At 61.2% G+C, this 24,804-nt stretch carries 28 protein-coding genes; 14 read left to right on the top strand and 14 right to left on the bottom strand.

Annotated features, from left to right (window positions below; translation table 11 throughout):
• Positions 1–21 precede the first annotated feature (21 nt).
• Positions 22–1,968 carry a bifunctional 3-phosphoshikimate 1-carboxyvinyltransferase/cytidylate kinase gene (locus FGKAn22_RS04835; RefSeq protein ID WP_212786850.1) on the bottom strand — a complete coding sequence of 649 codons (1,947 nt, stop codon included), beginning with the start codon at positions 1,966–1,968 and terminating at the stop codon, positions 22–24.
• 631 nt (positions 1,969–2,599) lie between these two features.
• On the bottom strand, positions 2,600–3,043 hold the full coding sequence (locus FGKAn22_RS04830) for a winged helix-turn-helix transcriptional regulator (protein ID WP_212786849.1): 444 nt from the start codon (positions 3,041–3,043) through the stop codon (positions 2,600–2,602).
• Positions 3,044–3,147: 104 nt separating this feature from the next.
• Here FGKAn22_RS04830 and FGKAn22_RS04825 point away from each other — a divergent pair, with 104 nt between their 5' ends.
• The 3 genes from FGKAn22_RS04825 to FGKAn22_RS04815 all read left to right on the top strand — a co-directional run bounded on the left by FGKAn22_RS04825 (position 3,148) and on the right by FGKAn22_RS04815 (position 5,503).
• The gene (locus FGKAn22_RS04825; RefSeq protein WP_212786848.1) at positions 3,148–3,990 is read left to right on the top strand and encodes an oxidoreductase; all 843 of its coding nucleotides are present in this window, start codon (positions 3,148–3,150) and stop codon (positions 3,988–3,990) included.
• A gap of 58 nt (positions 3,991–4,048) precedes the next feature.
• Entirely contained in the window at positions 4,049–5,053 is a 1,005-nt protein-coding gene (locus tag FGKAn22_RS04820) for an NADP-dependent oxidoreductase (RefSeq protein WP_343214995.1), read from the top strand.
• 252 nt (positions 5,054–5,305) lie between these two features.
• A complete protein-coding gene (locus tag FGKAn22_RS04815) occupies positions 5,306–5,503 on the top strand; it encodes a hypothetical protein (RefSeq protein WP_212786847.1) in 198 nt (65 codons plus the stop codon).
• A 237-nt stretch (positions 5,504–5,740) separates the two neighbouring features.
• On the opposite strand, the gene xseA is transcribed toward FGKAn22_RS04815, so the two are convergent.
• Positions 5,741–7,087: an exodeoxyribonuclease VII large subunit gene (gene xseA / locus FGKAn22_RS04810; RefSeq protein WP_212786846.1), complete on the bottom strand. Its 1,347-nt coding sequence runs from the start codon at positions 7,085–7,087 to the stop codon at positions 5,741–5,743.
• 348 nt (positions 7,088–7,435) lie between these two features.
• Between xseA and FGKAn22_RS04805 the strand changes: the two genes are divergently transcribed.
• The 7 genes from FGKAn22_RS04805 to FGKAn22_RS04775 are packed head-to-tail and all read left to right on the top strand — an operon-like array spanning position 7,436 to position 11,469.
• The gene (locus tag FGKAn22_RS04805; RefSeq protein ID WP_212786845.1) at positions 7,436–8,044 is read left to right on the top strand and encodes a MotA/TolQ/ExbB proton channel family protein; all 609 of its coding nucleotides are present in this window, start codon (positions 7,436–7,438) and stop codon (positions 8,042–8,044) included.
• On the top strand, positions 8,044–8,463 hold the full coding sequence (locus tag FGKAn22_RS04800) for an ExbD/TolR family protein (protein WP_212786844.1): 420 nt from the start codon (positions 8,044–8,046) through the stop codon (positions 8,461–8,463). Before FGKAn22_RS04805 ends, FGKAn22_RS04800 begins: the two co-directional genes overlap by 1 nt.
• Before the next feature lie 2 nt (positions 8,464–8,465).
• Complete coding sequence (gene lpxK, locus FGKAn22_RS04795; RefSeq protein WP_212786843.1) at positions 8,466–9,449, top strand: tetraacyldisaccharide 4'-kinase; 984 nt, start codon at positions 8,466–8,468, stop codon at positions 9,447–9,449.
• A complete protein-coding gene (locus FGKAn22_RS04790) occupies positions 9,439–9,624 on the top strand; it encodes a Trm112 family protein (RefSeq protein ID WP_212786842.1) in 186 nt (61 codons plus the stop codon). The genes lpxK and FGKAn22_RS04790 overlap by 11 nt, the downstream gene beginning before the upstream one ends.
• Positions 9,624–10,406: a 3-deoxy-manno-octulosonate cytidylyltransferase gene (kdsB, locus tag FGKAn22_RS04785; protein WP_212786841.1), complete on the top strand. Its 783-nt coding sequence runs from the start codon at positions 9,624–9,626 to the stop codon at positions 10,404–10,406. The genes FGKAn22_RS04790 and kdsB overlap by 1 nt, the downstream gene beginning before the upstream one ends.
• Positions 10,403–11,059, top strand: coding sequence for an adenylate kinase (adk, locus tag FGKAn22_RS04780; protein ID WP_212786840.1), 657 nt, complete (start codon positions 10,403–10,405; stop codon positions 11,057–11,059). Before kdsB ends, adk begins: the two co-directional genes overlap by 4 nt.
• Positions 11,060–11,061: 2 nt before the next feature.
• A complete protein-coding gene (locus tag FGKAn22_RS04775) occupies positions 11,062–11,469 on the top strand; it encodes a GlcG/HbpS family heme-binding protein (protein ID WP_212786839.1) in 408 nt (135 codons plus the stop codon).
• Between the two features lie 142 nt (positions 11,470–11,611).
• Here FGKAn22_RS04775 and FGKAn22_RS04770 read toward each other — a convergent pair whose 3' ends face one another.
• Complete coding sequence (locus tag FGKAn22_RS04770) at positions 11,612–12,385, bottom strand: oxygen-binding di-iron domain-containing protein (protein ID WP_212786838.1); 774 nt, start codon at positions 12,383–12,385, stop codon at positions 11,612–11,614.
• A gap of 178 nt (positions 12,386–12,563) precedes the next feature.
• On the opposite strand from FGKAn22_RS04770, the gene FGKAn22_RS04765 reads away from it, so the two are divergent.
• Complete coding sequence (locus FGKAn22_RS04765) at positions 12,564–14,594, top strand: sodium-translocating pyrophosphatase (protein WP_212786837.1); 2,031 nt, start codon at positions 12,564–12,566, stop codon at positions 14,592–14,594.
• A 69-nt stretch (positions 14,595–14,663) separates the two neighbouring features.
• Here the strand turns inward: FGKAn22_RS04765 and FGKAn22_RS04760 are convergent, their stop codons facing one another.
• On the bottom strand, positions 14,664–14,909 hold the full coding sequence (locus tag FGKAn22_RS04760) for a hypothetical protein (protein ID WP_212786836.1): 246 nt from the start codon (positions 14,907–14,909) through the stop codon (positions 14,664–14,666).
• Positions 14,910–14,945: 36 nt separating this feature from the next.
• Positions 14,946–16,133, bottom strand: coding sequence for a 6-phosphofructokinase (locus FGKAn22_RS04755; RefSeq protein WP_212786835.1), 1,188 nt, complete (start codon positions 16,131–16,133; stop codon positions 14,946–14,948).
• Between the two features lie 116 nt (positions 16,134–16,249).
• On the opposite strand from FGKAn22_RS04755, the gene ppa reads away from it, so the two are divergent.
• Genes ppa through FGKAn22_RS04740 form a run of 3 tightly spaced genes read left to right on the top strand, consistent with a single transcriptional unit; the run spans position 16,250 to position 18,125 of the window.
• Positions 16,250–16,798 carry an inorganic diphosphatase gene (ppa, locus tag FGKAn22_RS04750; RefSeq protein ID WP_212786834.1) on the top strand — a complete coding sequence of 183 codons (549 nt, stop codon included), beginning with the start codon at positions 16,250–16,252 and terminating at the stop codon, positions 16,796–16,798.
• Between the two features lie 17 nt (positions 16,799–16,815).
• The gene (gene folD / locus FGKAn22_RS04745) at positions 16,816–17,670 is read left to right on the top strand and encodes a bifunctional methylenetetrahydrofolate dehydrogenase/methenyltetrahydrofolate cyclohydrolase FolD (protein ID WP_212786833.1); all 855 of its coding nucleotides are present in this window, start codon (positions 16,816–16,818) and stop codon (positions 17,668–17,670) included.
• A complete protein-coding gene (locus FGKAn22_RS04740; protein ID WP_212786832.1) occupies positions 17,670–18,125 on the top strand; it encodes a YiiD C-terminal domain-containing protein in 456 nt (151 codons plus the stop codon). The genes folD and FGKAn22_RS04740 overlap by 1 nt, the downstream gene beginning before the upstream one ends.
• 2 nt (positions 18,126–18,127) lie before the next feature.
• Here FGKAn22_RS04740 and FGKAn22_RS04735 read toward each other — a convergent pair whose 3' ends face one another.
• The 8 genes from FGKAn22_RS04735 to eno form a co-directional block, all read right to left on the bottom strand.
• A complete protein-coding gene (locus tag FGKAn22_RS04735) occupies positions 18,128–18,586 on the bottom strand; it encodes a WbuC family cupin fold metalloprotein (protein WP_212786831.1) in 459 nt (152 codons plus the stop codon).
• 2 nt (positions 18,587–18,588) lie between these two features.
• Positions 18,589–18,975 carry a lactoylglutathione lyase gene (gene gloA, locus FGKAn22_RS04730; protein ID WP_212786830.1) on the bottom strand — a complete coding sequence of 129 codons (387 nt, stop codon included), beginning with the start codon at positions 18,973–18,975 and terminating at the stop codon, positions 18,589–18,591.
• Positions 18,976–18,999: 24 nt separating this feature from the next.
• On the bottom strand, positions 19,000–19,272 hold the full coding sequence (locus FGKAn22_RS04725) for a hypothetical protein (protein WP_212786829.1): 273 nt from the start codon (positions 19,270–19,272) through the stop codon (positions 19,000–19,002).
• Between the two features lie 72 nt (positions 19,273–19,344).
• Complete coding sequence (locus tag FGKAn22_RS04720; RefSeq protein ID WP_212786828.1) at positions 19,345–20,271, bottom strand: DMT family transporter; 927 nt, start codon at positions 20,269–20,271, stop codon at positions 19,345–19,347.
• A 243-nt stretch (positions 20,272–20,514) separates the two neighbouring features.
• The gene (locus FGKAn22_RS04715) at positions 20,515–21,222 is read right to left on the bottom strand and encodes a YebC/PmpR family DNA-binding transcriptional regulator (protein WP_212786827.1); all 708 of its coding nucleotides are present in this window, start codon (positions 21,220–21,222) and stop codon (positions 20,515–20,517) included.
• Between the two features lie 92 nt (positions 21,223–21,314).
• Positions 21,315–23,153, bottom strand: coding sequence for a DNA helicase RecQ (recQ, locus tag FGKAn22_RS04710; RefSeq protein ID WP_212786826.1), 1,839 nt, complete (start codon positions 23,151–23,153; stop codon positions 21,315–21,317).
• A 24-nt stretch (positions 23,154–23,177) separates the two neighbouring features.
• A complete protein-coding gene (ftsB, locus tag FGKAn22_RS04705; protein ID WP_212786825.1) occupies positions 23,178–23,498 on the bottom strand; it encodes a cell division protein FtsB in 321 nt (106 codons plus the stop codon).
• A gap of 1 nt (position 23,499) precedes the next feature.
• Positions 23,500–24,783, bottom strand: a complete 1,284-nt coding sequence (eno, locus tag FGKAn22_RS04700) for a phosphopyruvate hydratase (RefSeq protein WP_212786824.1) — start codon at positions 24,781–24,783, stop codon at positions 23,500–23,502.
• Positions 24,784–24,804 lie beyond the last annotated feature (21 nt).

Below are 24,804 nucleotides of genomic sequence, written 5' to 3'. Positions count from 1 at the left end.
AGACGGAGAGTCCGACGGGGCCTATTTCTTCGCCCGGTAGCGCGCCAGCACTTCGGCAACCGCCTGCTCGATGTTCAGAGCAGTGGTGTCCAGCAGGCTCGCACCCGGCGCCTGTTGCAGCGGAGCTGCGCTACGTTGAGTGTCTCGCTCGTCGCGCGCCCGGATATCCTGCAAAAGGGCGGCGATATTAGCACTCATTCCTTTTTCCTTCAACTGCTTATAGCGGCGCTCGGCGCGCGCCTCGGCGCTGGCGGTCAGGAATATCTTCAGCACCGAGTCCGGGAACACCACGGACGCCATATCGCGCCCGTCCGCCACCAGCCCCGGCGCGCGGCGGAAGGCCCGCTGCTTGGCCAGCAGGGCCGCGCGCACCTGGTGCAGGGCGGCGACCTTCGAGGCCGCAGAGCCCGCCTCTTCGGTGCGCAACTCGTCGCCCACCTTCACGCCGTCCAGCCAGATGTCCTCCCCCTCGAAGCGGATATCGATCTGCCCGGCCAGCTTGGCCAGTTGCGCTTCCGCATCCAGCGCGACGCCGCGCCGCTGCGCCGCCAGGCCCAGGAGTCGATACAGCGCGCCGCTGTCGAGATAATGCATGCCCAGCGCAGTCGCCACGCGTTGCGCCACCGTGCCCTTGCCCGAGGCGGAGGGGCCATCGATGGCGATGACCGGCACAGCCTGCGTCATGCCGGCGAAAGCGGAGAAGTATTCGGGGAAGGTCTTGGCGACGCAACCCGGATCGTTGATGCACATCCCTTCCGTGCCGAACGCCGCGAGCGAGAAGCACATCGCCATGCGGTGGTCGTCATAGGTGTCGATGGCCGCATGCCTGATGTGCGCGGGCGGCGTGACACGAATATAGTCCGCGCCCTCCTCCATCGTCGCGCCCACCTTGCGCAGTTCAGTCGCCATCGCCGCGATGCGGTCCGTCTCCTTCACGCGCCAGCTGGCGATGTTACGCAGCGTGGTCGTGCCCTCGGCGAACAGCGCGGCCACCGCCAGCGTCATCGCCGCATCGGGAATGTGGTTGCAGTCAAGGTCGATGGCCTTGAGCTTTCCGCTCTCAGGCCCGCGCGCCTCCATCCAGTTCGGCCCCATGGTGATCTGTGCGCCCATCAGCGCCAGCGCATCGGCGAAACGGACGTCGCCCTGGATGCTCTCGCTGCCCACACCCTCGATGCGCAGCGGCCCGCCGCCGATCGCCCCCGCGGCGAGGAAATACGAAGCCGACGAGGCATCGCCCTCGACATAGACAGTGCCGGGCGAAACATAGCGACTGCCCGCCGCAACGGTGAAGCTGCGCCAGCCATCGCGCGCAACTTCGACGCCGAAGCGCTTCATCATTGCCAGCGTGATCTCTATATAAGGTTTAGAGATCAGCTCGCCCGCCACCTCCACCGTCACCTCGCGATCCAGCAATGGCAGCGCCATCAGCAGCGCGGTGAGGAACTGGCTGGACACGTCGCCGCGCACGCTGACGCGCGCCGCATCGCTCAAGGTCGCTGGGAATATCTCCAGCGGCGGGAAGCCTTCATTGTCCAGATAGTCGATGTTCGCGCCCAGCGCACGCAGCGCATCCACCAGGTCGCCGATGGGCCGCTCGTGCATGCGTGCCACGCCGGACAGCGTGTAATGCCCGCCGGACAGCGCCAGCGCTGCCGTCAGCGGGCGGAACGCCGTACCGGCGTTGCCGAGGAACAGCTCGGCTTCTTTATTCGGAAAATTGCCGCCGCAACCCGTCACGCGGAACACATGCGACTCCACCTGCTCGACGCCCACGCCCAGCTTGCGCAAGCCGTCCAGCATGCGCTCGGTATCGTCCGACAGCAGCACATCGCGCACCTCGGTCGTCCCCGCGGACAATGCCGCCAGCAGCAGCACGCGGTTGGAGATGCTCTTCGAGCCGGGCAGCGTGACCGTGCCGCGCGCGCTCAACAATGGAGGGAGATCGAGGAAGTTGTCGGATGTCATGGAGAGAAAGCCTTGCTACGGACTGCAGTTAAATCGAAGGGCGGCATGATACCGCACGCGATACCCAACACCAAAACCGCCAGGGGTTGCCCGGCAGCAAGTTACCTTTCTTGTCTTGCCAAGAAAGGTAACCGAAAGAAGGCGCCCCCGGTTTGCCGCCGCTTCGCGGTTCCCTGCGTTGTTGGCTACGACATAACCTGAAGGTTAGTCTCCGCCGCAACAAGCCGCTACGCGGCGTGTTGTCGACTGGTCAGGCGGCTGCGGAACTCGCGCTTCGCGCTCAAACATAACCAGCGACTTGGCTGGCGTCGCTTGCCAGCTTAGTCGAATGACTAGTTGTTTCATCAGTCCTCGCCGACATCCCCTGACCAGCCTGCGCTACTCGGCGGCGCACAGGGGATGAAAAGGTCAAAAACAAAACCGTTCGCCGAGTGGCCGGTTATCGGCCAAAGCGGCCGTTGAGTATCCAAAGAAGTAGTGGCCCTTTGCTTACATAAAGCTGCCGCATCAAGCTTGCCATAACAACTGCCCCCCTCAGATTTTTAGTCTGCTTATAGGGCAGCGTTTCCTTGGGTTCATCGCATCTAGGGAATCAACGACAGGTCACTGCAATTGTCTGTCAAATCACCTTTCAGTCTTCATCGGGGGTGACGATGCGTATCGGACGAGTCCCGATCTTGGCCCCGGTGACTTCATCCACGGCCACCGCTTTAATTTCTGTCCCTGTTTCAGCATCCAGAAAGCGCACCAATTTACCTCCGCCACGATATTGGCGTCCCCACGCTCCAATCATGAAAAGCACCGGCAGAAAGTCGCGCCCGGCAGCGGTCAACACATATTCCTCCCGCGGGGGGTGCTCAGAGTAGCGCCGTTTCTCTAGCAACCCCTCCTCAGTAAGCATAGCCAGCCGCCGGGTCAGGATCGTCGGGGCGATGCCAATGCTTTTCCGGAATTGATCAAAGCGCGTTAGGCCGCCATGTGCGTCCCGCAGTATCAACAGACTCCAAGCGTCGCCGGCAAAAGCCAAGCTGCGAGATATGGGGCACGGGTCATTGCAAGTATTTTTATCGTCCATACTATTTTGATAGCGACACGGTTTCAAATTGATAGTAATATCACTCTCGAATTGATAGTAACAGTTTGACAGGAAGCAACCCACCACACAAGGAGATTTAAGTCATGAGCAATAACAATAAGCGTGTCGCCCTCATAACAGGAGCATCTTCAGGCATCGGAGAAGCCACAGCGGAGCGTCTGGCCAAGGCTGGCTACAGGGTATTCGGCACCAGCAGAAGGGCAGCCCCGGGGGCCGGTCAGCGACTGTTCGAGATGCTTCCTCTGGATGTAAACAGCGACGACTCCGTCGAAGCCCTCGTTCAAGAAGTCATGCGGCGTGCCGGCCGTATCGACTTGCTGGTGAACAACGCCGGTTTCGGCGTTGCGCCAGCCGGAGCGGAAGAGGTTTCGATCGAACAGGCCAAGTCGATCTTCGAGACAAACTTCTTCGGTGTCCTCCGCCTGACCCGAGCCGTTGTGCCTTACATGCGGCAACAAGGGAGTGGTCGTATTCTCAATATCGGCTCGGTGCTTGGTTTTTTGCCCATGCCATACGGGGCGCTTTATGCGGCAAGCAAACATGCAATCGCAGGCTATTCCGAATCGCTTGATCACGAGCTGCGCACGCGCGGCATCCGCGTTTCGGTTATCGAGCCGGCCTACACCAAGACACCGTTCGATGCAAACATGCTCGAAGCTGATGCCAAGCTCGATGAATACCACGCGAACCGCGCCACAGTGAACAAACGCATACAGGAGGTGATGGCAAATGCCCAGCCTCCCAGTGTCGTTGCCGACACCGTGCTGAAAGCCGCGACCGCCGCCCACCCGAAACACCGTTACACACCCGAGGGGCTCGCCAGCAGGCTTCGATTCCTGCGCCGATTTGCACCTGCCGGAATTGTCGACGCTGCACTTCGCAAGGATCTGCGGCTCGATGATAACCCTGCGCCGCACAGTCGTTGATGTCAACGCATGAACCGTCCTACCTGACACACCCATCCCTATTTCGCAGAGAACAAACATGATGAAAGCAATAATTCTGGAACGTTATGGAAAAAAAGGCCGCATGCGCCTTGGCGACATGCCCGAACCCGAACTGGGCGAGAACGAAGTATTGGTCCAGGTGCATGCCGCTGGCGTGAATCCGTTGGACGGCAAGATCAAAAGCGGCGAGTTCAAACTCCTCCTGCCCTATCGCTTTCCACTCGTCCTTGGTCATGACGTGGCCGGAGTTGTGGTTCGCGTCGGGGGGCGGGTGAAGAAATTCAAGCCCGGCGACGAGGTCTATTCCCGGCCGGACGACTTCCGGATCGGTGCATTCGCCGAACTGATTGCGATCAAGGAAGACTCGCTCGCGATCAAGCCTAAATCACTCTCCATGGAAGAAGCGGCCTCCATCCCTCTGGTCGGGTTGACCGCGTGGCAGGCGTTGATCGAAACGGCAAAGTTGAAGAAGGGGCAAAAGATTTTCATTCAGGCTGGCTCCGGCGGCGTCGGGATAATTGCAATTCAGTTGGCGAAACATCTCGGTGCGTTCGTGGCGACGACGACGAGCACGGCCAATGTGGACTGGGTAAAGCGCCTCGGTGCCGATATCGTAATCGACTACAAGAAGGATGATTTCGAAAAAAGCCTGCTTGGCTACGATGTGGTTCTGAATAGTCAGGACAACAAGACACTTGAGAAGTCCCTGAGTGTGCTTAAGCCCGGCGGGAAACTCATCTCCATTTCCGGCCCTCCCGTTCCCGAGTTCGCAGATGCAATCAAGGCCCCCTGGTTTGTGAAGCAAGTCATGCGGCTTTTGAGCACGGGCATCAGAAGAAAAGCCAAGCGCCGTGGTATCGATTATTCATTTCTTTTTATGAAAGCAAGCGGCGGCCAGTTGCGCCAGATCGCTGCGCTCATTGATTCCGGTGCGATATGTCCTGTCGTGGATCGGGTATTTCCGTTCGAGGCGACACAGGAAGCTCTGGATTATGTCGAAACTGGGCGCGCCAAAGGCAAGGTTGTAGTGAAGATTCGATGAGTACGGCCTTGTCTGGAGAGCATCCTGAAAGTCCAGGTAAGGCGGGAATTCTTTACAAGAATCATTGAGAAAATGTTGTGGAGCGGCAAGGTCGGGCGTGATCATATCCAGGTGGCAGCAAATGCCCGCTGTTGGTTGCATTGCAGCCGCCTCTATAATTTTTGGCTCGGTCCGCTTAGGCCGATGAGCAGACGTTAGCAGAGCAATTTGAGTCGTGGGTCGTTTGTTGATCTTGGTGAGGGGCTGATTTGAGTGGATTTAGAACTGATGCCGCGCTTGCGCGGCATCAGTTTTTGGTTGATGTATTTGACTTTGAATTTCCGTTTTTCTTCCCCTGTGCGCCGCCGAGTAGCACAGGCTGGTCAGGGGATGTCGGCGAGGACTGATGAAACAACTAGCCATTCGACTAAGCTGGCAAGCGACGCCAGCCAAGTCGCTGGTTATGTCTGAGCGCGAAGCGCGAGTTCCGCAGCCCCGCTCGTTTGCGTCTGATCGAGGGCCCCCCGTAGGGGCGGCAAACCGGGGTCGCCTTTTCTTTGGTTACTTTCTTTTGGCGACGCAAAAGAAAGTGACTAGCTGTCGGGCTCCCCCCCGGCGGTTTTGATTGATGGGTAGCTTTGCATAGCCAATCGACTAGCCGCAAAATACCGCGACCAAGTCGCTGGTTATCGCTTCACGCAACCCATCCTACTTTCCGCCCGTCTCCTTCACCTCGGCCTTCGCCCATCCCTTCGCGAACGTGACCCTCAACTCGTCGCCAGCCGCCAGCGTCGCCGCATCCGACACGACGCGGCCATTTGCATCCTGAACCATGCTGTAGCCGCGAGCGAAAACCTGTTTCGGATCGAGGTAGACGAGGTGTTGCGCGATGTTCTCCAGTCGCGAAGCGTGTCGCTGCTGTGTGTTGTGCATCGCACGGGTCAGGCGCTGCGCGAGGTTAGCCTGCCGGTCCTGCAGGCGAACGAAGTCTCCGCTCGCTGCCTGCAGGCGTTGCGCCAGGGATTGCCACTGCCAGTGCTGGTGTTGCCTGCGGTAGGCGTAGGCACGCTGCAGGCGCTGGTGCAGCTGATCCAGCTGCTGGGTCTGGCGTTGCAACTGTTGCGCGGGGTGCACCAGGCGGCGCTGCAGATAGTCCGCCGTCTGCATCGCGTTCTGCAGACGGTTGCGCTGCGCGCGCCTCAGGTGTTGCGCGATGTCGCGCAAGCCGCGCATCAGGGCATGGCGGTCCGGCACGACGCGCTGCGCCGCCGCGGTCGGCGTCGGCGCGCGTTCGTCGGCGACGAAATCGGCGATGGTGAAATCGGTCTCGTGGCCGACGCCACTGACGACCGGAATGTCGCTGGCGGCGATGGCGCGCGCCACGACCTCTTCGTTAAAAGCCCACAGGTCTTCGATGCTGCCGCCGCCGCGGCAGACAATGAGCACGTCGCATTCCGCGCGCTGGTTCGCGGTGCGGACGGCAGCCGCGATCTGCTCCGCGCTGCCGGTGCCCTGCACCGCGGTCGGGTACAGCACTACCGGCACGCCGGGCAGGCGGCTGCGCAAAGTGGTCAGCACATCGCGCAGCGCGGCGGCCTGCGGCGAAGTGACGATGCCGATACGTTTGGGATATTGAGGCAACGGACGTTTGCGCGCCGGATCGAACAGGCCTTCGGCTTCCAGCTTCAGCTTGAGTTGAGCAAAGCGCTCATAGAGCACGCCCAGTCCGGCCGGACGCATCTGCTCGACGGTGAGCTGAAAATCGCCGCGCTGCTCGTACAGGGTGGCGACGGCCAGGACCTCGACCTGCGAACCATTGGCAACCGGCGCACTCAGGAATTGATTCTTATGCCGGAACATCACGCAGCGCACCTGCGCCTGGTCGTCCTTGAGCGCGAAATACCAGTGACCGGACGCCGCCTTCACCAGATTGGAGATCTCCCCCCTCACCCACAGCAGCGGCACCTCGGATTCGAGCAACTTCTTGATTGCACTGGTGAGTTCCGCGACGCGCAAGACGCGACTCTTTTCTTCAAAAAATAGACCGGTAGGCATATTGACAATCCAAATTAATCCACAACCCGAGGAAATTCGCGGCTTTGCGTAAAAACCCGCTATGCAAAAATACTTAACTTACGATAACTCGTTGTTTTTAATAATGTTAATGGCATGCCAAAAAATAGGCAACTCAAGGAAAACCCTTATCCGGCGCCGAGTTAAACCCCTACCGCAAAATTCATCCACAAAGTTATCCACAGCTTTTGTGGGTAAACGGAAATACTCTTTTCAAATGGCAGGTTAGCGAAATCTTGCTAAAGCTAATCCTGAGAAATGTTGCTCAACTAGGTGCGACACGCTACAGTTGCGCCCTGTCAATTTAAGCACATCTTCTGGAGAAACTGCGTGTTTGCAATCGTAGAAGCGGCCGGCTGGCCGATCTGGTTTTTAATCGTCGCATCCATCATCGCGGTAGCACTGATCGCAGAACGTTCGGTTTCCCTGCGCTCCGCCCGCGTCGCCCCTCCCGCCCTCCTGGACGAAGTCATCAAGGAACTAAAGCAGCGCGGCGTCAGCGACGGCATGTTGACCCGTCTCGCCGAAAGCTCGCCGCTGGGACGCATCTTCGCCGCCGGGCTCAAGAACATCAAGAGCTCGCCCGAAGTGATGAAAGAGTCCATCGAGGAAGCGGGACGCGCAACCACTCATGACCTGGAGCGCTTCCTTACGACGCTTGGCACCATCGCCTCGATCAGCCCGCTGCTCGGCCTGTTCGGCACGGTGGTCGGCATGATCGAGATCTTCGGCTCGCAAAGCGCCGCCGGCAACAGCCCGGCGGTCCTCGCCCACGGTATTTCCGTAGCGCTGTACAACACGGCGTTCGGCCTGATCGTGGCCATGCCCAGCATGATCGCTTACCGCCACTTCCGCGCCCAAGTGGACAGCCTGACCGTCGAGATGGAGCAACAGGCGATCAAGCTGGTCGAGATCGTCCACGGCGCAAGGGTGAAGTAATGAACTTCCAGCGCGGACGCACTCGCGAAGAACCGGAGATCAACCTGATCCCGATGATCGACGTGCTGCTCGTGATCCTCATCTTCCTGATGGTCACCACCAGCTATGCCAAGTTCTCCGAGCTGCAGATCAACCTTCCGCAGGCCGGCGGCGATGCCACGGTGGCGGAAGCCAAGCCGATCAACGTCGCAGTGGACGCATCGGAACACTACGCCGTCGACAACCAGACGATCTCCTTCAACGGCGTCGAGGCGCTTGCCGCCTCGCTGAAGAAAGCGGCCGGCGACCAGACCGATCCCACCATCGTCATCAACGCCGACGCCAAGACCCCGCACCAGGCCGTGGTCAACGTGATGGAAGCGGCTCGCCTGGCTGGTTACGGACGCATCACCTTCACCACCCAGAACCAATCCAAATAGGGATGTCCGGCCTGGAGCGACACTGGTACCGCATCACCCCGCTGCACCTGATTCTCTATCCCGTCAGCCTGATCTTCCGCCTGCTCGCGGCCCTGCGCCGCGCGCTGTACCGCGCCGGCCTGCTGCATAGCGTCAGGCTGCCGGTACCCGTCGTCGTGGTCGGCAACATCAGCGTCGGCGGGACCGGCAAGACGCCGCTCACGCTAGCCTTGGCGCAACAACTCATCGAGCGCGGCATGCATCCGCTCATCGTCAGTCGCGGCCATGGCGGCGACACTGGGCAGCCCCGCGCCGTCACATTGGACAGCGATGCGCGCAGCGTCGGCGACGAACCCCTGCTGATGGCGCGACGCCAACTCTGCCCGGTATGGGTGGGCAAGGATAGAGCCGCGGCCGCGCAAACCGGACTGCAAGCCAACCCGCAATGCGATGTAGTGTTGTGCGACGACGGATTGCAACACTACCGCCTCCAACGCGATGCGGAGATCGCGGTCGTCGACGGCGCGCGCGGCCTGGGCAACGGAATGTTGCTGCCCGCCGGCCCGTTGCGCGAACCTGCCGGGCGCCTGAGGACGGTCGATGCGGTCGTTGTGAACGGCGGAGAGACAACATCCGGCCAATACGCCATGAACCTGGACGGAGCCGTTTTCTATAACCTGCTCGATCCCGCCCGTATCGTCACTGCCGCGCACTTTCATGCGCTGCGCAATCACGCGGTCGCCGGCATCGGCAATCCCCGGCGCTATTTCCTGCACCTGGAGTCGCTCGGCATCGCGTTCACGCCACACCCCTTCCCCGACCACCACCCCTATCGTGCGGAAGAACTCGCCTTTGCCGATTGCGATGCGATACTCCTCACCGAAAAAGATGCGGTAAAATGCGCCGCGTTCGCTGACGAGCGATACTGGGTGTTGCGTGTGGACGCCCGGATCGATCCAGCCCTGACCGCTCACATACTGCGAAAGATCGCCCCTCATGGACGCTAAACTGCTCGACATCCTCGTTTGCCCGCTGTGCAAATCCCCGCTGATCTACCACAAGGCCGAGAAAGAACTCATCTGCAAGGCGGACCGTCTGGCCTTCAGGATCGATGACGGCATCCCGGTGATGCTGGCCGACGAAGCGCGCAAGCTCACGCCGGAAGAAGCCGAAAAACTCTGATGGTCGCTTTTCACGTCGTCATCCCGGCGCGCCATGCCTCCACCCGCCTGCCGGGCAAACCGCTGCTGCCCATCGCCGGCAAGCCGATGGTGGTACGAGTCGCGGAACAGGCCGCACAAAGCGGCGCGCAGCAGATATGGATCGCCACCGACCATCACGCCATCGCCGGCGTGGTGCATGAGCATGGCTTCAAGGCCTGTTTGACGAAGGATACGCATGCCAGCGGCACCGACCGCATTGCCGAAGTCGTCGAGCAGCAGGGCTGGACTGATGAAACGATAGTGGTCAATGTACAGGGCGACGAGCCGCTGATGCCGCCCGCGCTGGTGCGCGCCGTCGCCGAACATCTGCATGCGCACCCGGAATGCGCCATCGCCACGGCCTGCCACGCGATCCACGACGAGGCAGCGCTGCGCAACCCGAACATCGTCAAGACCGTGCTGGACAAGCACGGCAACGCGCTGTATTTCAGCCGCGCCCCCATCCCCTACCCGCGCGACGCGTTCGCCGCACAACAGCCGTTGCCGCAGGACATGCCCGTGCTGCGCCACATCGGCATCTACGCCTACCGCGTCAGTTTCCTGCGCGCCTACGGCCGGCTCGCCCCGGCGGCGATCGAACAGTTCGAGGCGCTGGAACAATTGCGCGCGCTGTATCACGGCTACAAGATCGGCGTGTTCGTCGCCGAAGAGGCCCCGCCCAGTGGCGTGGACACCGAACAGGATTTACAGGTAGCTCGACAAATTTTCGAAAAAAGAACCAACGGAGGAACCACCAAATGAGACTGATACTGCTGGGCGCACCGGGTGCGGGCAAAGGCACGCAAGCCAACTACATCAAGGAAAAATTCAACATCCCGCAGATCTCCACCGGTGACATGCTGCGTGCCGCGGTCAAGGCTGGCACGCCGCTGGGCCTCGCCGCAAAGAAGATCATGGATGCGGGCGCGCTGGTGTCCGACGACATCATCATCAATCTGGTCAAGGAACGCATCAAGGAATCGGACTGCGCCAACGGCTTCCTGTTCGACGGCTTCCCGCGCACCATCCCTCAGGCTCAGGCGATGAAGGATGCGGGCGTGCCCATCGACTACGTGGTCGAAGTGGACGTGCCGGACAGCGAGATCATCAAGCGCATGAGCGGACGCCGCGTGCATCCGGCTTCCGGCCGCACCTATCATGTGGTATTCAACCCGCCCAAGGTGGAAGGCAAGGACGACGTCACCGGCGAAGAGCTGGTGCAGCGTCCTGACGACGTCGAAGACACCGTGGTCAAGCGCCTCAACGTCTACCACGAGCAGACCAAGCCGCTGGTCGATTACTACTCCGCATGGGCCAAGTCCGGCGAGGCGAAAGCACCCAAGATCGTGCACATTCCGGGCGTGGGCAGTGTGGAGAACATCCGCGACCAGATCTTCCGCGCGCTGGGGGCGTAAGCATGGCGACCAAGCCCATCCTCACGCTTGAGGACGCCAAGCGCGTCGCTGCGGCCGCGGAGGCGGAAGCGCAACGCAACGGCTGGCTTGTGGTCATCGCCGTCGTCGACGACGGCGGTCACCTGCTCTACCTGCAGCGCAGCCACGACACCCAGTTCGGCAGCGTCGAGACGGCAATCACCAAGGCGCATGCGGCGATCGCTTTCCAGCGCCCGACCAAGGCATCGGAGGAAGCCGTGCTGAGCGGACGCCTGATCCACCTCGCCCTGCCCGGCGTGATTCCCGCAGAAGGCGGCGTACCGCTGGAACGCGACGGCGTCATCATCGGCGGCCTCGGCATCAGCGGCGTGCGTTCGTTCCAGGACGGCCAGATCGCCGGTGCTGGCGCAGCCGCCTTGGCGCAAGACTGATCTAACAGCTATTGAAAAACGTAGCGAGGATGGTCAGCTGCACCGCGCAACGCCGCAGATGACCACTGCATAACCAGCGACTTGGCCGTTGTTTTTTGACGGCCTAGTCGAATGGCTAGTTGTTTCACCAGTAGTTTTTCGGCTACGCCGGAACGCGGTAATTGTCCTGCGTCATCAGGTCTATCCCGCAGGGTTGTTGCTCGACCCAGTCGAGGAAGCGGTTGACCATCTGTTTTCCCCTGAATGAACGCCCGTGTTGCGGCACGATCCACTCCACGTCCATCTCGCGCACCATGTTCACCCAGTAGCGGCAGATCTTGTTGGAGATCATGTAACGGCGGTGAAAGTCTTCCATATACGGGACGTGCGTATCGAAATCCTCCACCGGCGTATCCGCCTTGCCGTGAGGCATCAGGGAAGCGCCCATGTCGCCGCTGAACAGTATCTTGCTGATCGGATCGTAGAACTGGAAGTTGCCTTCCGAATGCATGAAGTGCGCAGGAATCGCCTTGATGATGCAATCGCCCAGCTGCAGGCTCATGCCCTCGTCCGGAATACCCTCGATACGCCCTTCGACACTGCCCACGCTGCAGAAGTGCGGAACAAAGCGCGTCCACAACTGGGAGATAAGTACCTTGCAGTCGGAGTGGATCAGCCACTTGTTCACCGAAGCGATGATGTCCGGATCGGCGTGCGACGCCAGGAGGTATTCGAGCCGCTTGGGCGGGAAGTAGCCGTGCATCGACATCAGCAGGCCGTTGTAAGTCATGTTGCCGCCCGGGTCGAGCAGCGCACCGTGGCCGTTGTCCACGATCAGGAACTGGTTGGCCTGCACCGCCACGTTGGAGGCATCGTCCACCAGATCGTCGAACATCAGGCACATGTGCTTGCCGTTATTGAACAACTCTATCGCCATCTCTCTTCCACATCCTATCTTTTTTATAGTCCGTACAGCTTCAATTCTTGCTGCGCGGTTCGCAATAATCGCACAAAATCTCCTGCACCATTACATAAGCGAAAAACAGCATGCCAGCGCCGGCAATCCGCAGTATCCTAGCCAGACGTTCGTTTGATTATCTTGCACAGGAGGGATCATGTCGGAAGGTCTGTGGTTTGCGTTGTTATGTGCAGCCGCCGCGCTGTTGTATGGCGCCGCTTCGATCAAATGGATTCTGGGCAAACCGGCCGGCAGCGACCGGATGCGGGAGATCGCCGCAGCCATACAGGAAGGCGCATCGGCCTACCTGAGGCGGCAATACACGACCATCGCCGTGGTCGGCGTCGTATTGTGCGTCACCATCTTCATTGCACTTGGCTGGCAGACGGCCCTCGGGTTTGCGATAGGCGCGCTGCTGTCCAGCGCGGCAGGCTTCATCGGCATGAACATCTCGGTGCGCGCCAACGTCCGCACCGCGCAGGCCGCGCATGACGGCCTCAACGCGGCATTGAACGTGGCGTTCAAGGGCGGCGCCATCACCGGCATGCTGGTGGTCGGTCTAGGCCTGCTCGGCGTGGCGGGCTACTACGCTTTCCTCGCCGCCACCGCGCCCGCAGGCGCCAGCACCAGCGCGATCCTCCAACCACTGGTCGGCCTCGGCTTCGGCGGCTCGCTGATCTCCATCTTCGCGCGTCTCGGCGGCGGCATCTTCACCAAGGGCGCGGACGTCGGCGCCGACCTGGTCGGCAAGGTCGAAGCCGGCATTCCCGAGGACGATCCGCGCAACCCGGCCGTGATCGCGGACAATGTGGGCGACAACGTCGGCGACTGCGCGGGTATGGCGGCCGACCTGTTCGAGACCTATGCCGTGACCATCATCGCCACCATGCTGCTGGGCGCCATGGTGATGTCCAACGCCGGAGCCAATGCCGTGATCTACCCGCTGGTGCTGGGTGGCTTCTCCATCATCGCTTCCATCGTCGCCACCTTCTTCGTCCACGCGCATGAAGGCGGCAAGATCATGAACGCGCTGTACCGCGGCCTCGCCGTTGCCGGCGGACTGGCAGCCATCGCCTTCTACCCCATCACCTCGTGGCTGATGGGCGACAACGGCAGCTACTCCGTCCTCGCCCTATACGGCTCGGCGCTGGTCGGCCTGCTGCTCACTGCCGCGATGGTGATCATCACCGAGTACTACACCGCGACCGAACACGATCCGGTACACCACATCGCCATGGCATCCACCACAGGCAGCGGTACCAACATCATCGCCGGTCTGGGCGTCTCGATGCGCGCCACCGCAGCGCCGGTGCTGGCCGTGTGCGCCAGCATCTTCGCCGCCTATGAGATGGCCGGCCTGTACGGCATCGCCATCGCCGCCACTGCCATGCTGTCGATGACCGGCATCATCGTGGCCATCGACGCCTACGGCCCGATCACCGACAACGCGGGCGGCATCGCCGAGATGGCAGAACTCCCGGAAGAAATCCGCAACATCACTGATCCGCTCGATGCGGTGGGCAACACCACCAAGGCAGTGACCAAGGGCTACGCCATCGGCTCCGCGGGACTGGCCGCGCTGGTGCTGTTCGCCGATTACACCCATGCGCTGGAAGCGCATTTCCATACTGCCACGCTGTTCGACCTGTCCGACCACATGGTCATCATCGGCCTGTTCATCGGCGGCCTGGTGCCCTACCTGTTCGCCGCGATGGGCATGGAAGCGGTAGGACGCGCGGCAGGCAGCGTGGTGGTGGAAGTGCGCCGCCAGTTCAAGGAGATCCCCGGCATCATGGAAAGGACCGCCAAGCCCGATTATTCCAGGGCGGTAGACATGCTCACCAAGGCGGCGATCAGGGAAATGATCATGCCCTCGCTGCTGCCCGTGGCCGTGCCGATCATTGTCGGTTTGACGCTTGGGCCCAAGGCCCTGGGCGGCGTGCTGGTCGGCACCATCATCACCGGCATCTTCGTCGCCATCTCGATGACCACTGGCGGCGGCGCGTGGGATAACGCGAAGAAATACATCGAGGCCGGCAACTACGGCGGCAAGGGCTCGGATGCTTACAAGGCGGCCGTGACCGGCGACACCGTCGGCGACCCGTACAAGGACACCGCAGGGCCGGCCGTGAACCCGCTGATCAAGATCATCAACATCGTCGCACTGATGATCGTGCCGCTGCTGTAAGGAGAAGGTTCCTGCAAAACGAAACAGGGCGAACCTCCGCCCTGTTTTTCATTGATAGATCAAAAAGCGTCAAGCGACGGTGTTGACCACCTGCCCCGTCACCTGTCCCTGCGTGTTCACCACAGGCTTGGCCTGCTGGTTCTGCTGCTCTCTATGTGCCTGCTCGGCTTTTCGCTGCCTGTCGAGCTCCTCGGCTCGCATCGCCTGATCCGCGGCCCTCTTGGCTTCCGCCGCCTGTCTGGTGGCATCGGACTGCTGTGTCTGCTGCGCGGCCTGGTTCGCATTGCCGCCAGAAGTAACGGGATTGGTTGCCATGATTAGCCTCTATCCTTGATGTTCACTGCCGGCAGGTCACAGCCTGCCCATTTTCGGCAATTCGCCGACCAGCGGCGCGACGTAATCCAGCCAGGCTTGCGTCACATCGTTGCCCGCCGCATTGATGTATTCATCCTTCATCGCGGTCGCCTCGCGCGCCACGGAAGACAGCGGCGTGATGAAGCATTCGCTGGAGTACGGCTTGCTGCTCAGGCGGCGGATCGCAACCGATCCCGGCTCTCCCGTCGCAACGGCATGGTTCACCGCATAGTCGCCGACCATGCGCGCCTCTTTCGCATCCACCGCCGAGACGATGGTGGGAAAGGAACGCTGCAGATAGCCAAAAGTATCGGCGCGCACGCGCACCTTCTGCCCGGGGAAAGCTTCTTTCACCAGTGCCGCGAGGGTGTCGCCCAGCGCGCCCGTGCCGGAAAGCTGGATGTTGCCGTGAGAATCGCGCTCGCCGGTGGTCGAGATCGGATTGCCGTCCTTGTCGGAAATGCCTTCGGAGGCGGCCACCACGCAGCGCCCATATTTGGCCACCACAGCGCGGACATCCTGCTTGAACTTGTCCACGTCGAACACACGCTCCGGCAGGTAGATCAGGTGCGGGCCGTCGCGCTCCTCTTGGCGCGCCAGCGCGGAGGCTGCCGTCAGGAAGCCGGCGTTGCGCCCCATCACCACGTTGACCTTGATGCCTTCCAGTGCGCGGTTGTCGCGGTCGTCGCCCATGAAGGCGAGCGCCACAAAGCGCGCCGCCGAGGCGTAGCCCGGACAGTGGTCGGTGACCTTGAGGTCGTTGTCGATGGTCTTGGGGATGTGGACGGTGCAGAAATCGTAGTTCGCCTGTTTCGCCATCTCCGCGATGATGTGAGCGGTCTCGGCCGAGTCGTTGCCGCCGATGTAGAAGAAGTAGCGCACGTCGTGCTTGCGGAACACTTCGAACACCTTCTCGCATTCGGCCTGGCCTGGCTTGAGCCGCACCGAACCCAATGCCGCCGCAGGAGTCGTGGCGACCAGTTCGAGTTGTTCCACACTTTGCGTGGTGAGATCGATGAAGTCTTCCTTCAGTATCCCCGCGATGCCATGGCGAGCGCCGAGGATACCGGTGATGTTGGACTGCTTGCGCGCCGCCAGCACAGCCCCGACCAGCGACTGGTTGATGACGACAGTGGGCCCGCCCGATTGCCCAATGACCATTTTTCCGCTCAATTTGGTAGCCATAGCATCATCTCCTTGGGAAGTAGTCGGCACATTCTAAACCTAATGCGGTTTAGCAGCATTGTCCCGCATCGCTTATAATTGCGCCTTTCTCAACCCCTTCTATCCAAGGAAACAAAATGAGCTTGAACAAGGTTCCCTCCGGCAAAGACCTTCCCAACGACTTCAACGTCATCATCGAGATCCCGATGCACGGCGAGCCGGTCAAATATGAAGTGGACAAGGACTCCGGCGCGATCTTCGTGGACCGCTTCATGAGCACCGCGATGCACTACCCCTGCAACTACGGCTACATCCCGCATACCCTGTCCGACGACGGCGACCCGGTGGACGTGCTGGTCGTCACCCCCATCCCCCTGCAAGTCGGCTGCGTCGTGCGCTGCCGTCCGCTGGGCGTGCTGAAGATGGAAGACGAATCGGGCGTGGATGCCAAGCTGCTGGCCGTACCGGTGGACAAGCTGACCGCCATGTATCGCAACGTGAAGACCTATACCGACCTGCCCGAGATCTCGCTGAAGCAGATCGAACACTTCTTCGCCCACTACAAGGACCTGGAACCCAACAAGTGGGTCAAGATCGGCGGCTGGGAAGACGGTGAATCGGCACGCGCCGAGATCATGTCCGGCGTGGCCAACTACAAGAACGCCGCAGTCAAACCCGAGTTCTGATTCGCAAGGAGATCAAGATGACCGCACGCATCATTGACGGCAAGGCGATCGCGCAGGAAGTGCGCGCCGAATGGAAGGTGCGCGCCGACGCCCTCAAGGCGCGCGGCATCACGCCGGGACTGGCCGTCATCATCGTCGGCGAAGACCCGGCTTCCAAGGTCTATGTCGCCAACAAGGTGAAGGCCTGCGCCGAGCTGGGCCTGCACTCCGAGCACATCGCCCTGCCCGCCGACACTTCCGAAGCGACGCTGCTGGCAAAGATCGCCGAGCTGAATGCCGACCCGAAGATCCACGGCCTGCTGGTGCAACTGCCGGTGCCCAAGCACATCGACAGCGACAAGATATTGAACGCCATCAGCCCGGACAAGGACGTGGATGGCTTCCATCCGGTCAACGTCGGCGCACTGGCCACGGGCAACATGCGCTTCGCGCCCTGCACGCCTTACGGCTCGCTGGTCCTGCTGCAGAAGAGCGGCATCTCCATCGAAGGCAAGCATGCCGTGGTGGTAGGCCGCAGCAACATCGTCGGCAAGCCGATGGCGCTGTTGCTGTTGCAGCACAACGCCACCGTCACCATCTGCACCTCCAAGACCGTCGACCTCGCCAAGTTCACTCGCGATGCCGACATCCTGGTGGTGGCGACAGGCAGGCCGAAGATGATCACCGGCAACATGATCAAGCCCGGTGCGGCCGTGATCGACGTCGGCATCAACCGCCTTCCTGACGGCAAGCTGTGCGGCGACGTGGATTTCGATTCCGCCAAGGAAGTCGCGGGCTGGATCACCCCTGTGCCCGGCGGCGTCGGCCCCATGACCATCACCATGCTGGTGGCCAACACCGTGCAATCGGCGGAACGCGCAGCAGGTAAGTAGTGCCCGCGCCGACGCCGCAAGCGTTACAGGATTACCTCCACGCCCACATCCCGCTGTCCAAGGCGATGGCCGTGGAGGTCAAGACTGCCAGCCCGCAAGGCGTCTGCCTTGCGGCCCCGCTGGCTCCCAACATCAATCATCGCGATACCGTGTTCGGCGGCAGCGCCTCTGCTGTCGCCATCCTCTCGGCATGGGCGCTGCTCCATGTCAGCCTGCTGGACGCGAATATCAAGGCACGTCTCGTCATCCAGAAGAACAGCATGAGCTACGACCTGCCGATGCCAGGTGAATTCTCTGCCGAAGCCGCGGCACCTTCTCCGGAGAAATGGCAACGCTTCCTCGCCACGCTGTTGAAGCATAAGCGCGCCCGCATCAGCATCCAGTCGGTATTGAATTGCGAAGGGCAACAGGCCGGCCGGTTCGAGGGCGACTTCGTCGCCGTCATCCTCCAGTAGCTTTACAGACTATCGCCCACGCGTGCAACGGCATACCAGGCGTTCAGCGTCGCTGCGTCGCGGCCCTTGCTCCAGACCGCGATATCGGATTCGCCGATCGGTGTATACGGCCCCTGCTTCACCTCGAAGATCACCCCGCCGCTATCCAGCGACAGAACGGCATGCCAGGTATTGGCCGGGAATTCCAGCACGTTGCGGCCCTCTCCCAGCACGACGCGCTCGGTGACCTTGCCCGCATCGTCGAAAGTCAGCACCACGAAGCGCCCGCGCAATGCGCTCAGCAGCTCCCAGGTCTGTGGATGGCGATGCGGCACGACCAGGGTATCCGGTTCCATCGCAATGGCGAGACGCTGGACCGGGTCGGTCAACTCGGCGTGCAGGTTACTGTTGGCGCGCAAGCGCGGCGACTGCTGCGCTTGCAGGCTGAGTGCGTCCAGCGCCGAATCGGTCAGTTGTTTCATGTTCAACCCTTCTTTCCAATGAGTTCGATCTTGTAGCCGTCGGGGTCGGCTGCGAACGCGATGACCGTCGTCCCGCCCTTCATCGGTCCCGCCTCGCGCGTCACCGTCCCGCCTAGACGCTTGATCTCGTCGCAGGAGGCATAGACGTCGTCGACCTCGATGGCGATGTGGCCGAAGCCGGCGCCCAAGTCATAGCTCTCGACGCCCCAGTTGTAGGTCAGTTCGATCACCGCCTGATCGCGCTCGTCGCCATAGCCGACAAAGGCCAGCGTGAACTTCCCCTCGGGATAATCGTGACGGCGCAGCAGCTTCATGCCCAGCACCTTGGTATAGAAATCGATGGAGCGATCCAGGTTTCCGGTCCTGATCATCGTATGCAATATGCGCATGTTCTTTCTCCTGAATTGTATGTATCAGCGGCACACTTTGTTGCCGAAGGGGTCTATCCCGCAGCGCGGGCGGCTATTCTTGTCATCGCGGGCATCCTTGCTTCCCGACTCGACCGTAGAACCTGCCGGCGTCACATTCCCGTTGCCATCCTTGTCTGCACGATCAGCCGGCACGGTGGTAACCACCCCGTCCTTATCCATGCAAACAGTATTGCCGAAATCGTCCGTGCCGCAACGTTCGGCCGCCGCTGCCGATGTCGCGAACACCAGGGCGAACAGGAATGTCAGTCGATGCATGGTCCAGGTAATGATGTGTGCGTTCTCAGGCCGGCATTATGCTGAAAAACGCCCCGGCCCGCGCGGCAAACATCATGCTTTTGCACGCTGACTGTTCAGGCTGATGATGAGCACCCCGACCAGCACCAGTGCCGATCCGGCGATCTGCAGCAGCGAGAGACTTTCCCCCAGAATCACATACGCCATGTAGATCGTGCTGACCGGCCCGACGGTACCGATCAGCGACGCGCTGCCCGAACCGATGCGCCGGATCGCGAAGGACAAAAGGAACACTGGCAGTACCGTGGAGAAGATCGCCATCGCGACGGAGAGTTCATACACGCGCAGGGGCAAGTCGAGCGCAGACATGGGACGCATCGCCACGAACTGCAGCACGCAGGCCGCGCTCGCCACCACCATCGCATAGGCCGTGAAGCGCATCGTGCCGATGCGCGCGATGGCGTGTCCTGCCCCCACCAGATAGATCGAATAGGACAAGGTGCTGGCGAACACCAGCGATGCGCCCAAGACGATACTACCCTCCTTCGCCCCCAGGTCATGCAGGAACACCAGCGCGATCCCCGCATAACTCAACGCCATTGCGGCGATGACCTTCCGTCCGATGGCGCGCTTGTAGAGCAGCGCAGAGAGAATCACCGTCATGGTCGGATAGAGAAACAGGATCAGGCGCTCTAATCCGGCGGAGATATATTGCAGCCCGAGGAAATCAAGAAAGCTGGAGCAGTAGTAGCCGATCAGGCCCAGCCCCAATACCAGCAACCGGTCATGCGTGTTCAGCGGCTCGGCATGCTGCCGCCTGGCCCAGATCGCAACGCCGATGAAGAAAGGCACCGAGAACACCATGCGCAGGGCCAGCAGCGTCACCGCATCCACGCTGTCGAGATAGGCCAGCTTGACCAGGATGGCCTTGGCCGAAAAACCGACAGCCGCGAGCAGCGCGAAGATCACACCGAGAAACACATCCCGATCAGCGAAGAGACTGCGTGTAAGACTTGCCATGATGTTAAGACCCCAAAGTATCGGCTATGCGGGTCTCTGACTAAAGCAACTACGGAAGACCCGCAGTTGCCCGGTTAAAAATGCTGACGTTAAAACAGGAGCGCGCTGCGGCAGTGGGCTAGCATGGCTAGCCACAGTCGCTTGGCGATGATTGAGTTGGCGGAGATGATTTGATGCGTTTGCATGGGTGGAATATACGGTGCCGGATTGTGCGCGTCAATTTTTCGGCGCAATGCCCGGATACTACCCCGCCAACCCCACATACACATTCTGCACGTCGTCATCCGCATCCATCGCTTCCAGGAAGGCTTCTACTTCTTCGCGTTCGGTGTCGTTGCTTAGCGTGACGGGATTCTTCGGGCGGTAGCCCAGCTTGGCCGACGCTACCGTAAAACCCTGCGCAGGCAGCGCCTTGCACACGACATCAAGGTCGGTGGTATCGGTGATAAACAGCACTGTTCCATCCTCGTCTGCCGGTTCGAAATCCTGTGCACCGGCCTCGATGGCGGCAACCTCGACATCCGCATCAGTGGAATTGGCGGTCGCTTCGATCATGCCTACATAGTCGAAGTCCCAGGAAACGGAGCCTTCCGCACCGAGCTGGCCCTTGCGGAACAGCACGCGCATGCTGGACATGGTGCGGTTGACGTTGTCGGACAGGCATTCGACGATGACGGGTACACGGTGCGGGGCGAAGCCTTCGTACACGAAACGCTCCAATTGCGCGCCTCCATCAAGCAGGCCTGCGCCCTTCTTGATGGCGCGATCCAGCGTATCTTTGGGCATGGAAGCTTTTTTGGCTTGCTCGACCACGAGACGCAGACGCGAATTGGAGGCGGGATCGGCGCCGCCGCGTGCGGCGACCATGATTTCCTTGGCGAGCTTGCCGAAGATCTTGCCCTTTGCGTTTGCTGCGATTTCTTTATGTTTGGATTTCCACTGTGCGCCCATATCGATTCTCTTGTTTGTTGGTTGTACAAATTCCCGCCCGCATCTTGCCTCAAGTGCCGACAGGCTTCAATCTCGAAAACAACGTGAACGGCTCAAACACCATTCGCCACGTCTTCCACCACCTGCAGAAACTCATCGCCATACTTCGCCAGCTTGGCCTGCCCCACTCCGCTGATCTTCCCCATCTCGTCCAGCGTCTGCGGACGGTGATTGAGGATCTCCAGCAAGGTGCTGTCGTGGAAGATGACGTAGGGCGGAACGCCTTGTTCGCGGGCGAGCTCTGTGCGTTTGGCTTTGAGGGCGAGCCACAGGGGATCGTCGTTCGCTCCGGCGAAAGGTTCGCGCGATTTGGCGCTACGTTCGGTTCGCTGGGCTTTGCGCTTGACGGGATCGGCGTCGCGGCGCAGCCAGACTTCCTGTTCGCCGCGCAGCACGGGACGCGCAGCTTCGGTGAGGCGCAGGCCGCCGTAGGCTTCCATGTCCACGTTGAGGAGTCCGGCGGCGACGAGCTGGCGATAGACGCTGCTCCACTGCGCCTGCGCCAGTGAATTGCCTATGCCGAAGGTACTGAGTTGCTGGTGGTTGAATTGCTCGACTTTGGGAGTCACTTTGCCCAGCAGCACGTCGATCAGGTGCGCGACACCGAAGCGCTGACCGGTGCGATAGACGCAGGACAGCGCCATCTGCGCGGCTTGCGTAGCGTCCCATGTGTCCACCGGTTCGAGGCAGTTGTCGCACTGCCCGCAATCGCCGGGATGTTCCTCGCCGAAGTAGCGCAGGATGGTCTGGTGGCGGCACTCGGTGGATTCGCAGAAACCGAGCAGCGCATCGAGCTTTTGCAGTTCGACGCGCTTGCGCTCCTCCGGCGCGTCACCGGAGAGCAGCATCTGTCGCATGGACACCACATCGCCCAGACCGTAAGCCATCCACGCATTCGCGGGCAACCCATCACGACCGGCACGGCCAGTCTCCTGATAGTAGCCTTCCATGCTCTTGGGCAGATCGAGGTGGGCGACGAAGCGCACGTTGGGCTTGTCGATGCCCATGCCGAAGGCGACGGTGGCGACCATGATGACGCCCTCCTCGCGCAGGAATCGCTGCTGGTTCCTGTTGCGCGTGACGGCATCCAGCCCGGCGTGATACGGCAAGGCATCCCAACCCTGCTCCTTGAGCCAGGCGGCGGTCTCCTCGACCTTCTTGCGCGACAGGCAATACACGATGCCCGCGTCGTCGGGATGCTCGGTTTCGAGGAAGGACTGCAACTGCTGGCGCGCATTGTTCTTCTGGGTCACGCGGTAGCGGATGTTGGGGCGGTCGAAGCTGGAGACGAACTGCTGCGCCTGCTCCAGCGCCAGCCGCTCGACGATCTCGCGCCGCGTCGGCGCGTCCGCCGTAGCCGTGAGCGCGATGCGCGGCACCTCGGGAAAGCGCTCGTGCAGCACCGTCAGCGCGCGGTACTCGGGGCGGAAGTCGTGCCCCCACTGTGACACGCAATGCGCCTCATCGATGGCAAACAACGCGATGCGGCTCTCCTGCTGCAAGCCCTCCAGCAGATTCAGAAAACCTTCGGTCATCAGCCGTTCCGGCGCGACATACAGCAGCTTCAGCTCGCCGCGATGAATCTGCCGATACACCTCTCGCGCGGCATCGGCATCCAGGCTGGAGTTGAGGAAGGCCGCCGACACGCCGAGCTGCTTGAGCGCATCGACCTGGTCCTGCATCAGCGCGATCAGCGGCGATACCACGATGCCGACGCCATCGCGCAGCAAGGCTGGGATCTGGTAGCACAGCGACTTGCCGCCGCCGGTGGGCATCAGCACCAGCGCGTCGCCGCCGCTTATTACATGCTCGACGATGGCCTGCTGCGCACCGCGAAACGATGCGTAGCCGAAAACGTCATGGAGGATTTGTTGTGGAGAGGAAGTTGCCACGAATGCCGCCGGAATGAGCCGCGGCTAATGGCTCGCGGGCTTGGCCTCAGCCACGGCGGAAACCGCCGGCGGCTGCTTGCCGATGAATTGGAAGAACACTTCGTCGCGCTTGACCATGCCAAGCTCACTGCGGGCGCGTTCCTCGACCGCCTCGGTGCCCTGTTTGAGGTCGCGCACCTCGGCATCCAGCAACGCGTTGCGTGCCTGGGTCTGCTGGTTGGTTTGCCGCTGTTCCTCGACCTGGCGGTTGAGGTCCCACACTTTCAACCAGCTGCCCTTGCCCAGCCACAGCGGGTACTGCAACAGGAGCAGCAGGGCAGCCAGTATCAGTGTGACTGCGCGCACATCAGCCCAACTGGTAGTAGGCCTCGCGTCCCGGATAGGAAGCGGTGTCGCCCAGATCTTCCTCGATGCGCAGCAGCTGGTTGTACTTCGACATGCGGTCGGAACGCGACATCGAGCCGGTCTTGATCTGCATCACATTGGTCGCCACGGCGATGTCGGCGATGGTGGTGTCTTCGGTCTCGCCGGAGCGGTGCGAGATCACCGCGGTGTAGCCCGCGCGCTTCGCCATTTCGATCGCCTCGAAAGTCTCGGTCAGCGTGCCGATCTGGTTGACCTTGATCAGGATGGAATTGGCCAGGCCCTGCTTGATGCCTTCGCGCAGGATCTTCGGGTTGGTGACGAACACGTCGTCGCCCACCAGTTGCACGTTCTTGCCCAGGCGCTCGGTCAGCAGCTTCCAGCCTTCCCAGTCGTGCTCGCTCATGCCGTCCTCGATAGTCACCAGCGGGTACTTGTCTGCCCAGTTTGCGAGATAGTCGACGAATTGCGCGGAAGTCAGCTTCAGGCCTTCGGAATCGATATGGTACAGGCCGTCCTTGTAGAACTCGGAGCTCGCGCAGTCCACGCCGATCGCCACGTCGGCGCCGGGCACGTAACCTGCAGCCTCGATGCCTTCGACGATGAGCTGCAAGGCCGATTCGTTGCTCGGCAGGTTGGGCGCAAAGCCGCCCTCGTCGCCCACGGTGGTCGGCATGCCCTTGGCGTCGATCAGCTTCTTCAGCGCATGGAACACCTCGGCGCCGTAGCGTACGGCTTCGCGGAAGCTCGGTGCGCCCACCGGGATGATCATGAATTCCTGCATGTCGATGTTGTTGTTGGCGTGCGCGCCGCCGTTGATGATGTTCATCATCGGCACCGGCATCTGCATCTTGGCGGAACCGCCGAGGTAGCGGTACAGCGGCAGGCCGCTGTCTTCAGCGGCGGCGCGCGCCACGGCCATCGACACCGCGAGGATCGCGTTCGCGCCCAGGCGCGATTTGTTTTCCGTGCCGTCCAGTTCGATCATGGTGCGGTCGATGAAAGCCTGCTCCGCGGCGTCCAGGCCGATGATCGCTTCAGCGATCTCGGTGTTCACGAATTCCACAGCCTTCAGCACGCCCTTACCCAGATAGCGCTGCTTGTCGCCGTCGCGCAGTTCGATCGCTTCCTTCTCGCCGGTGGATGCACCGGACGGCACTGCAGCGCGTCCCATCACACCGGATTCCAGCAACACGTCCGCTTCTACGGTCGGGTTGCCGCGAGAATCTAGGACTTCACGAGCGATCACATCAACAATTGCACTCATCTTTTTCTTTCCTTGTTTGTT

The sequence above is a fragment of the Ferrigenium kumadai genome, from assembly GCF_018324385.1.
In the GTDB taxonomy this organism is placed as follows: Bacteria; Pseudomonadota; Gammaproteobacteria; order Burkholderiales; family Gallionellaceae; genus Gallionella; species Gallionella kumadai.
This window is presented reverse-complemented; position numbering and strand designations above follow the sequence as displayed.

Excerpts from the sequence above, each read along its gene's own strand:
- FGKAn22_RS04835 (WP_212786850.1), bottom strand. The coding sequence starts at position 1,968 with ATGACATCCGACAACTTCCTCGATCTCCCTCCATTGTTGAGCGCGCGC.
- FGKAn22_RS04830 (WP_212786849.1), bottom strand. The coding sequence starts at position 3,043 with ATGGACGATAAAAATACTTGCAATGACCCGTGCCCCATATCTCGCAGC.
- FGKAn22_RS04825 (WP_212786848.1), top strand. The coding sequence starts at position 3,148 with ATGAGCAATAACAATAAGCGTGTCGCCCTCATAACAGGAGCATCTTCA.
- FGKAn22_RS04820 (WP_343214995.1), top strand. The coding sequence starts at position 4,049 with ATGATGAAAGCAATAATTCTGGAACGTTATGGAAAAAAAGGCCGCATG.
- xseA (WP_212786846.1), bottom strand. The coding sequence starts at position 7,087 with ATGCCTACCGGTCTATTTTTTGAAGAAAAGAGTCGCGTCTTGCGCGTC.
- FGKAn22_RS04800 (WP_212786844.1), top strand. The coding sequence starts at position 8,044 with ATGAACTTCCAGCGCGGACGCACTCGCGAAGAACCGGAGATCAACCTG.
- lpxK (WP_212786843.1), top strand. The coding sequence starts at position 8,466 with ATGTCCGGCCTGGAGCGACACTGGTACCGCATCACCCCGCTGCACCTG.
- FGKAn22_RS04790 (WP_212786842.1), top strand. The coding sequence starts at position 9,439 with ATGGACGCTAAACTGCTCGACATCCTCGTTTGCCCGCTGTGCAAATCC.
- kdsB (WP_212786841.1), top strand. The coding sequence starts at position 9,624 with ATGGTCGCTTTTCACGTCGTCATCCCGGCGCGCCATGCCTCCACCCGC.
- adk (WP_212786840.1), top strand. The coding sequence starts at position 10,403 with ATGAGACTGATACTGCTGGGCGCACCGGGTGCGGGCAAAGGCACGCAA.
- FGKAn22_RS04775 (WP_212786839.1), top strand. The coding sequence starts at position 11,062 with ATGGCGACCAAGCCCATCCTCACGCTTGAGGACGCCAAGCGCGTCGCT.
- FGKAn22_RS04770 (WP_212786838.1), bottom strand. The coding sequence starts at position 12,385 with ATGGCGATAGAGTTGTTCAATAACGGCAAGCACATGTGCCTGATGTTC.
- FGKAn22_RS04765 (WP_212786837.1), top strand. The coding sequence starts at position 12,564 with ATGTCGGAAGGTCTGTGGTTTGCGTTGTTATGTGCAGCCGCCGCGCTG.
- FGKAn22_RS04760 (WP_212786836.1), bottom strand. The coding sequence starts at position 14,909 with ATGGCAACCAATCCCGTTACTTCTGGCGGCAATGCGAACCAGGCCGCG.
- FGKAn22_RS04755 (WP_212786835.1), bottom strand. The coding sequence starts at position 16,133 with ATGGCTACCAAATTGAGCGGAAAAATGGTCATTGGGCAATCGGGCGGG.
- ppa (WP_212786834.1), top strand. The coding sequence starts at position 16,250 with ATGAGCTTGAACAAGGTTCCCTCCGGCAAAGACCTTCCCAACGACTTC.
- folD (WP_212786833.1), top strand. The coding sequence starts at position 16,816 with ATGACCGCACGCATCATTGACGGCAAGGCGATCGCGCAGGAAGTGCGC.
- FGKAn22_RS04735 (WP_212786831.1), bottom strand. The coding sequence starts at position 18,586 with ATGAAACAACTGACCGATTCGGCGCTGGACGCACTCAGCCTGCAAGCG.
- gloA (WP_212786830.1), bottom strand. The coding sequence starts at position 18,975 with ATGCGCATATTGCATACGATGATCAGGACCGGAAACCTGGATCGCTCC.
- FGKAn22_RS04725 (WP_212786829.1), bottom strand. The coding sequence starts at position 19,272 with ATGCATCGACTGACATTCCTGTTCGCCCTGGTGTTCGCGACATCGGCA.
- FGKAn22_RS04720 (WP_212786828.1), bottom strand. The coding sequence starts at position 20,271 with ATGGCAAGTCTTACACGCAGTCTCTTCGCTGATCGGGATGTGTTTCTC.
- FGKAn22_RS04715 (WP_212786827.1), bottom strand. The coding sequence starts at position 21,222 with ATGGGCGCACAGTGGAAATCCAAACATAAAGAAATCGCAGCAAACGCA.
- eno (WP_212786824.1), bottom strand. The coding sequence starts at position 24,783 with ATGAGTGCAATTGTTGATGTGATCGCTCGTGAAGTCCTAGATTCTCGC.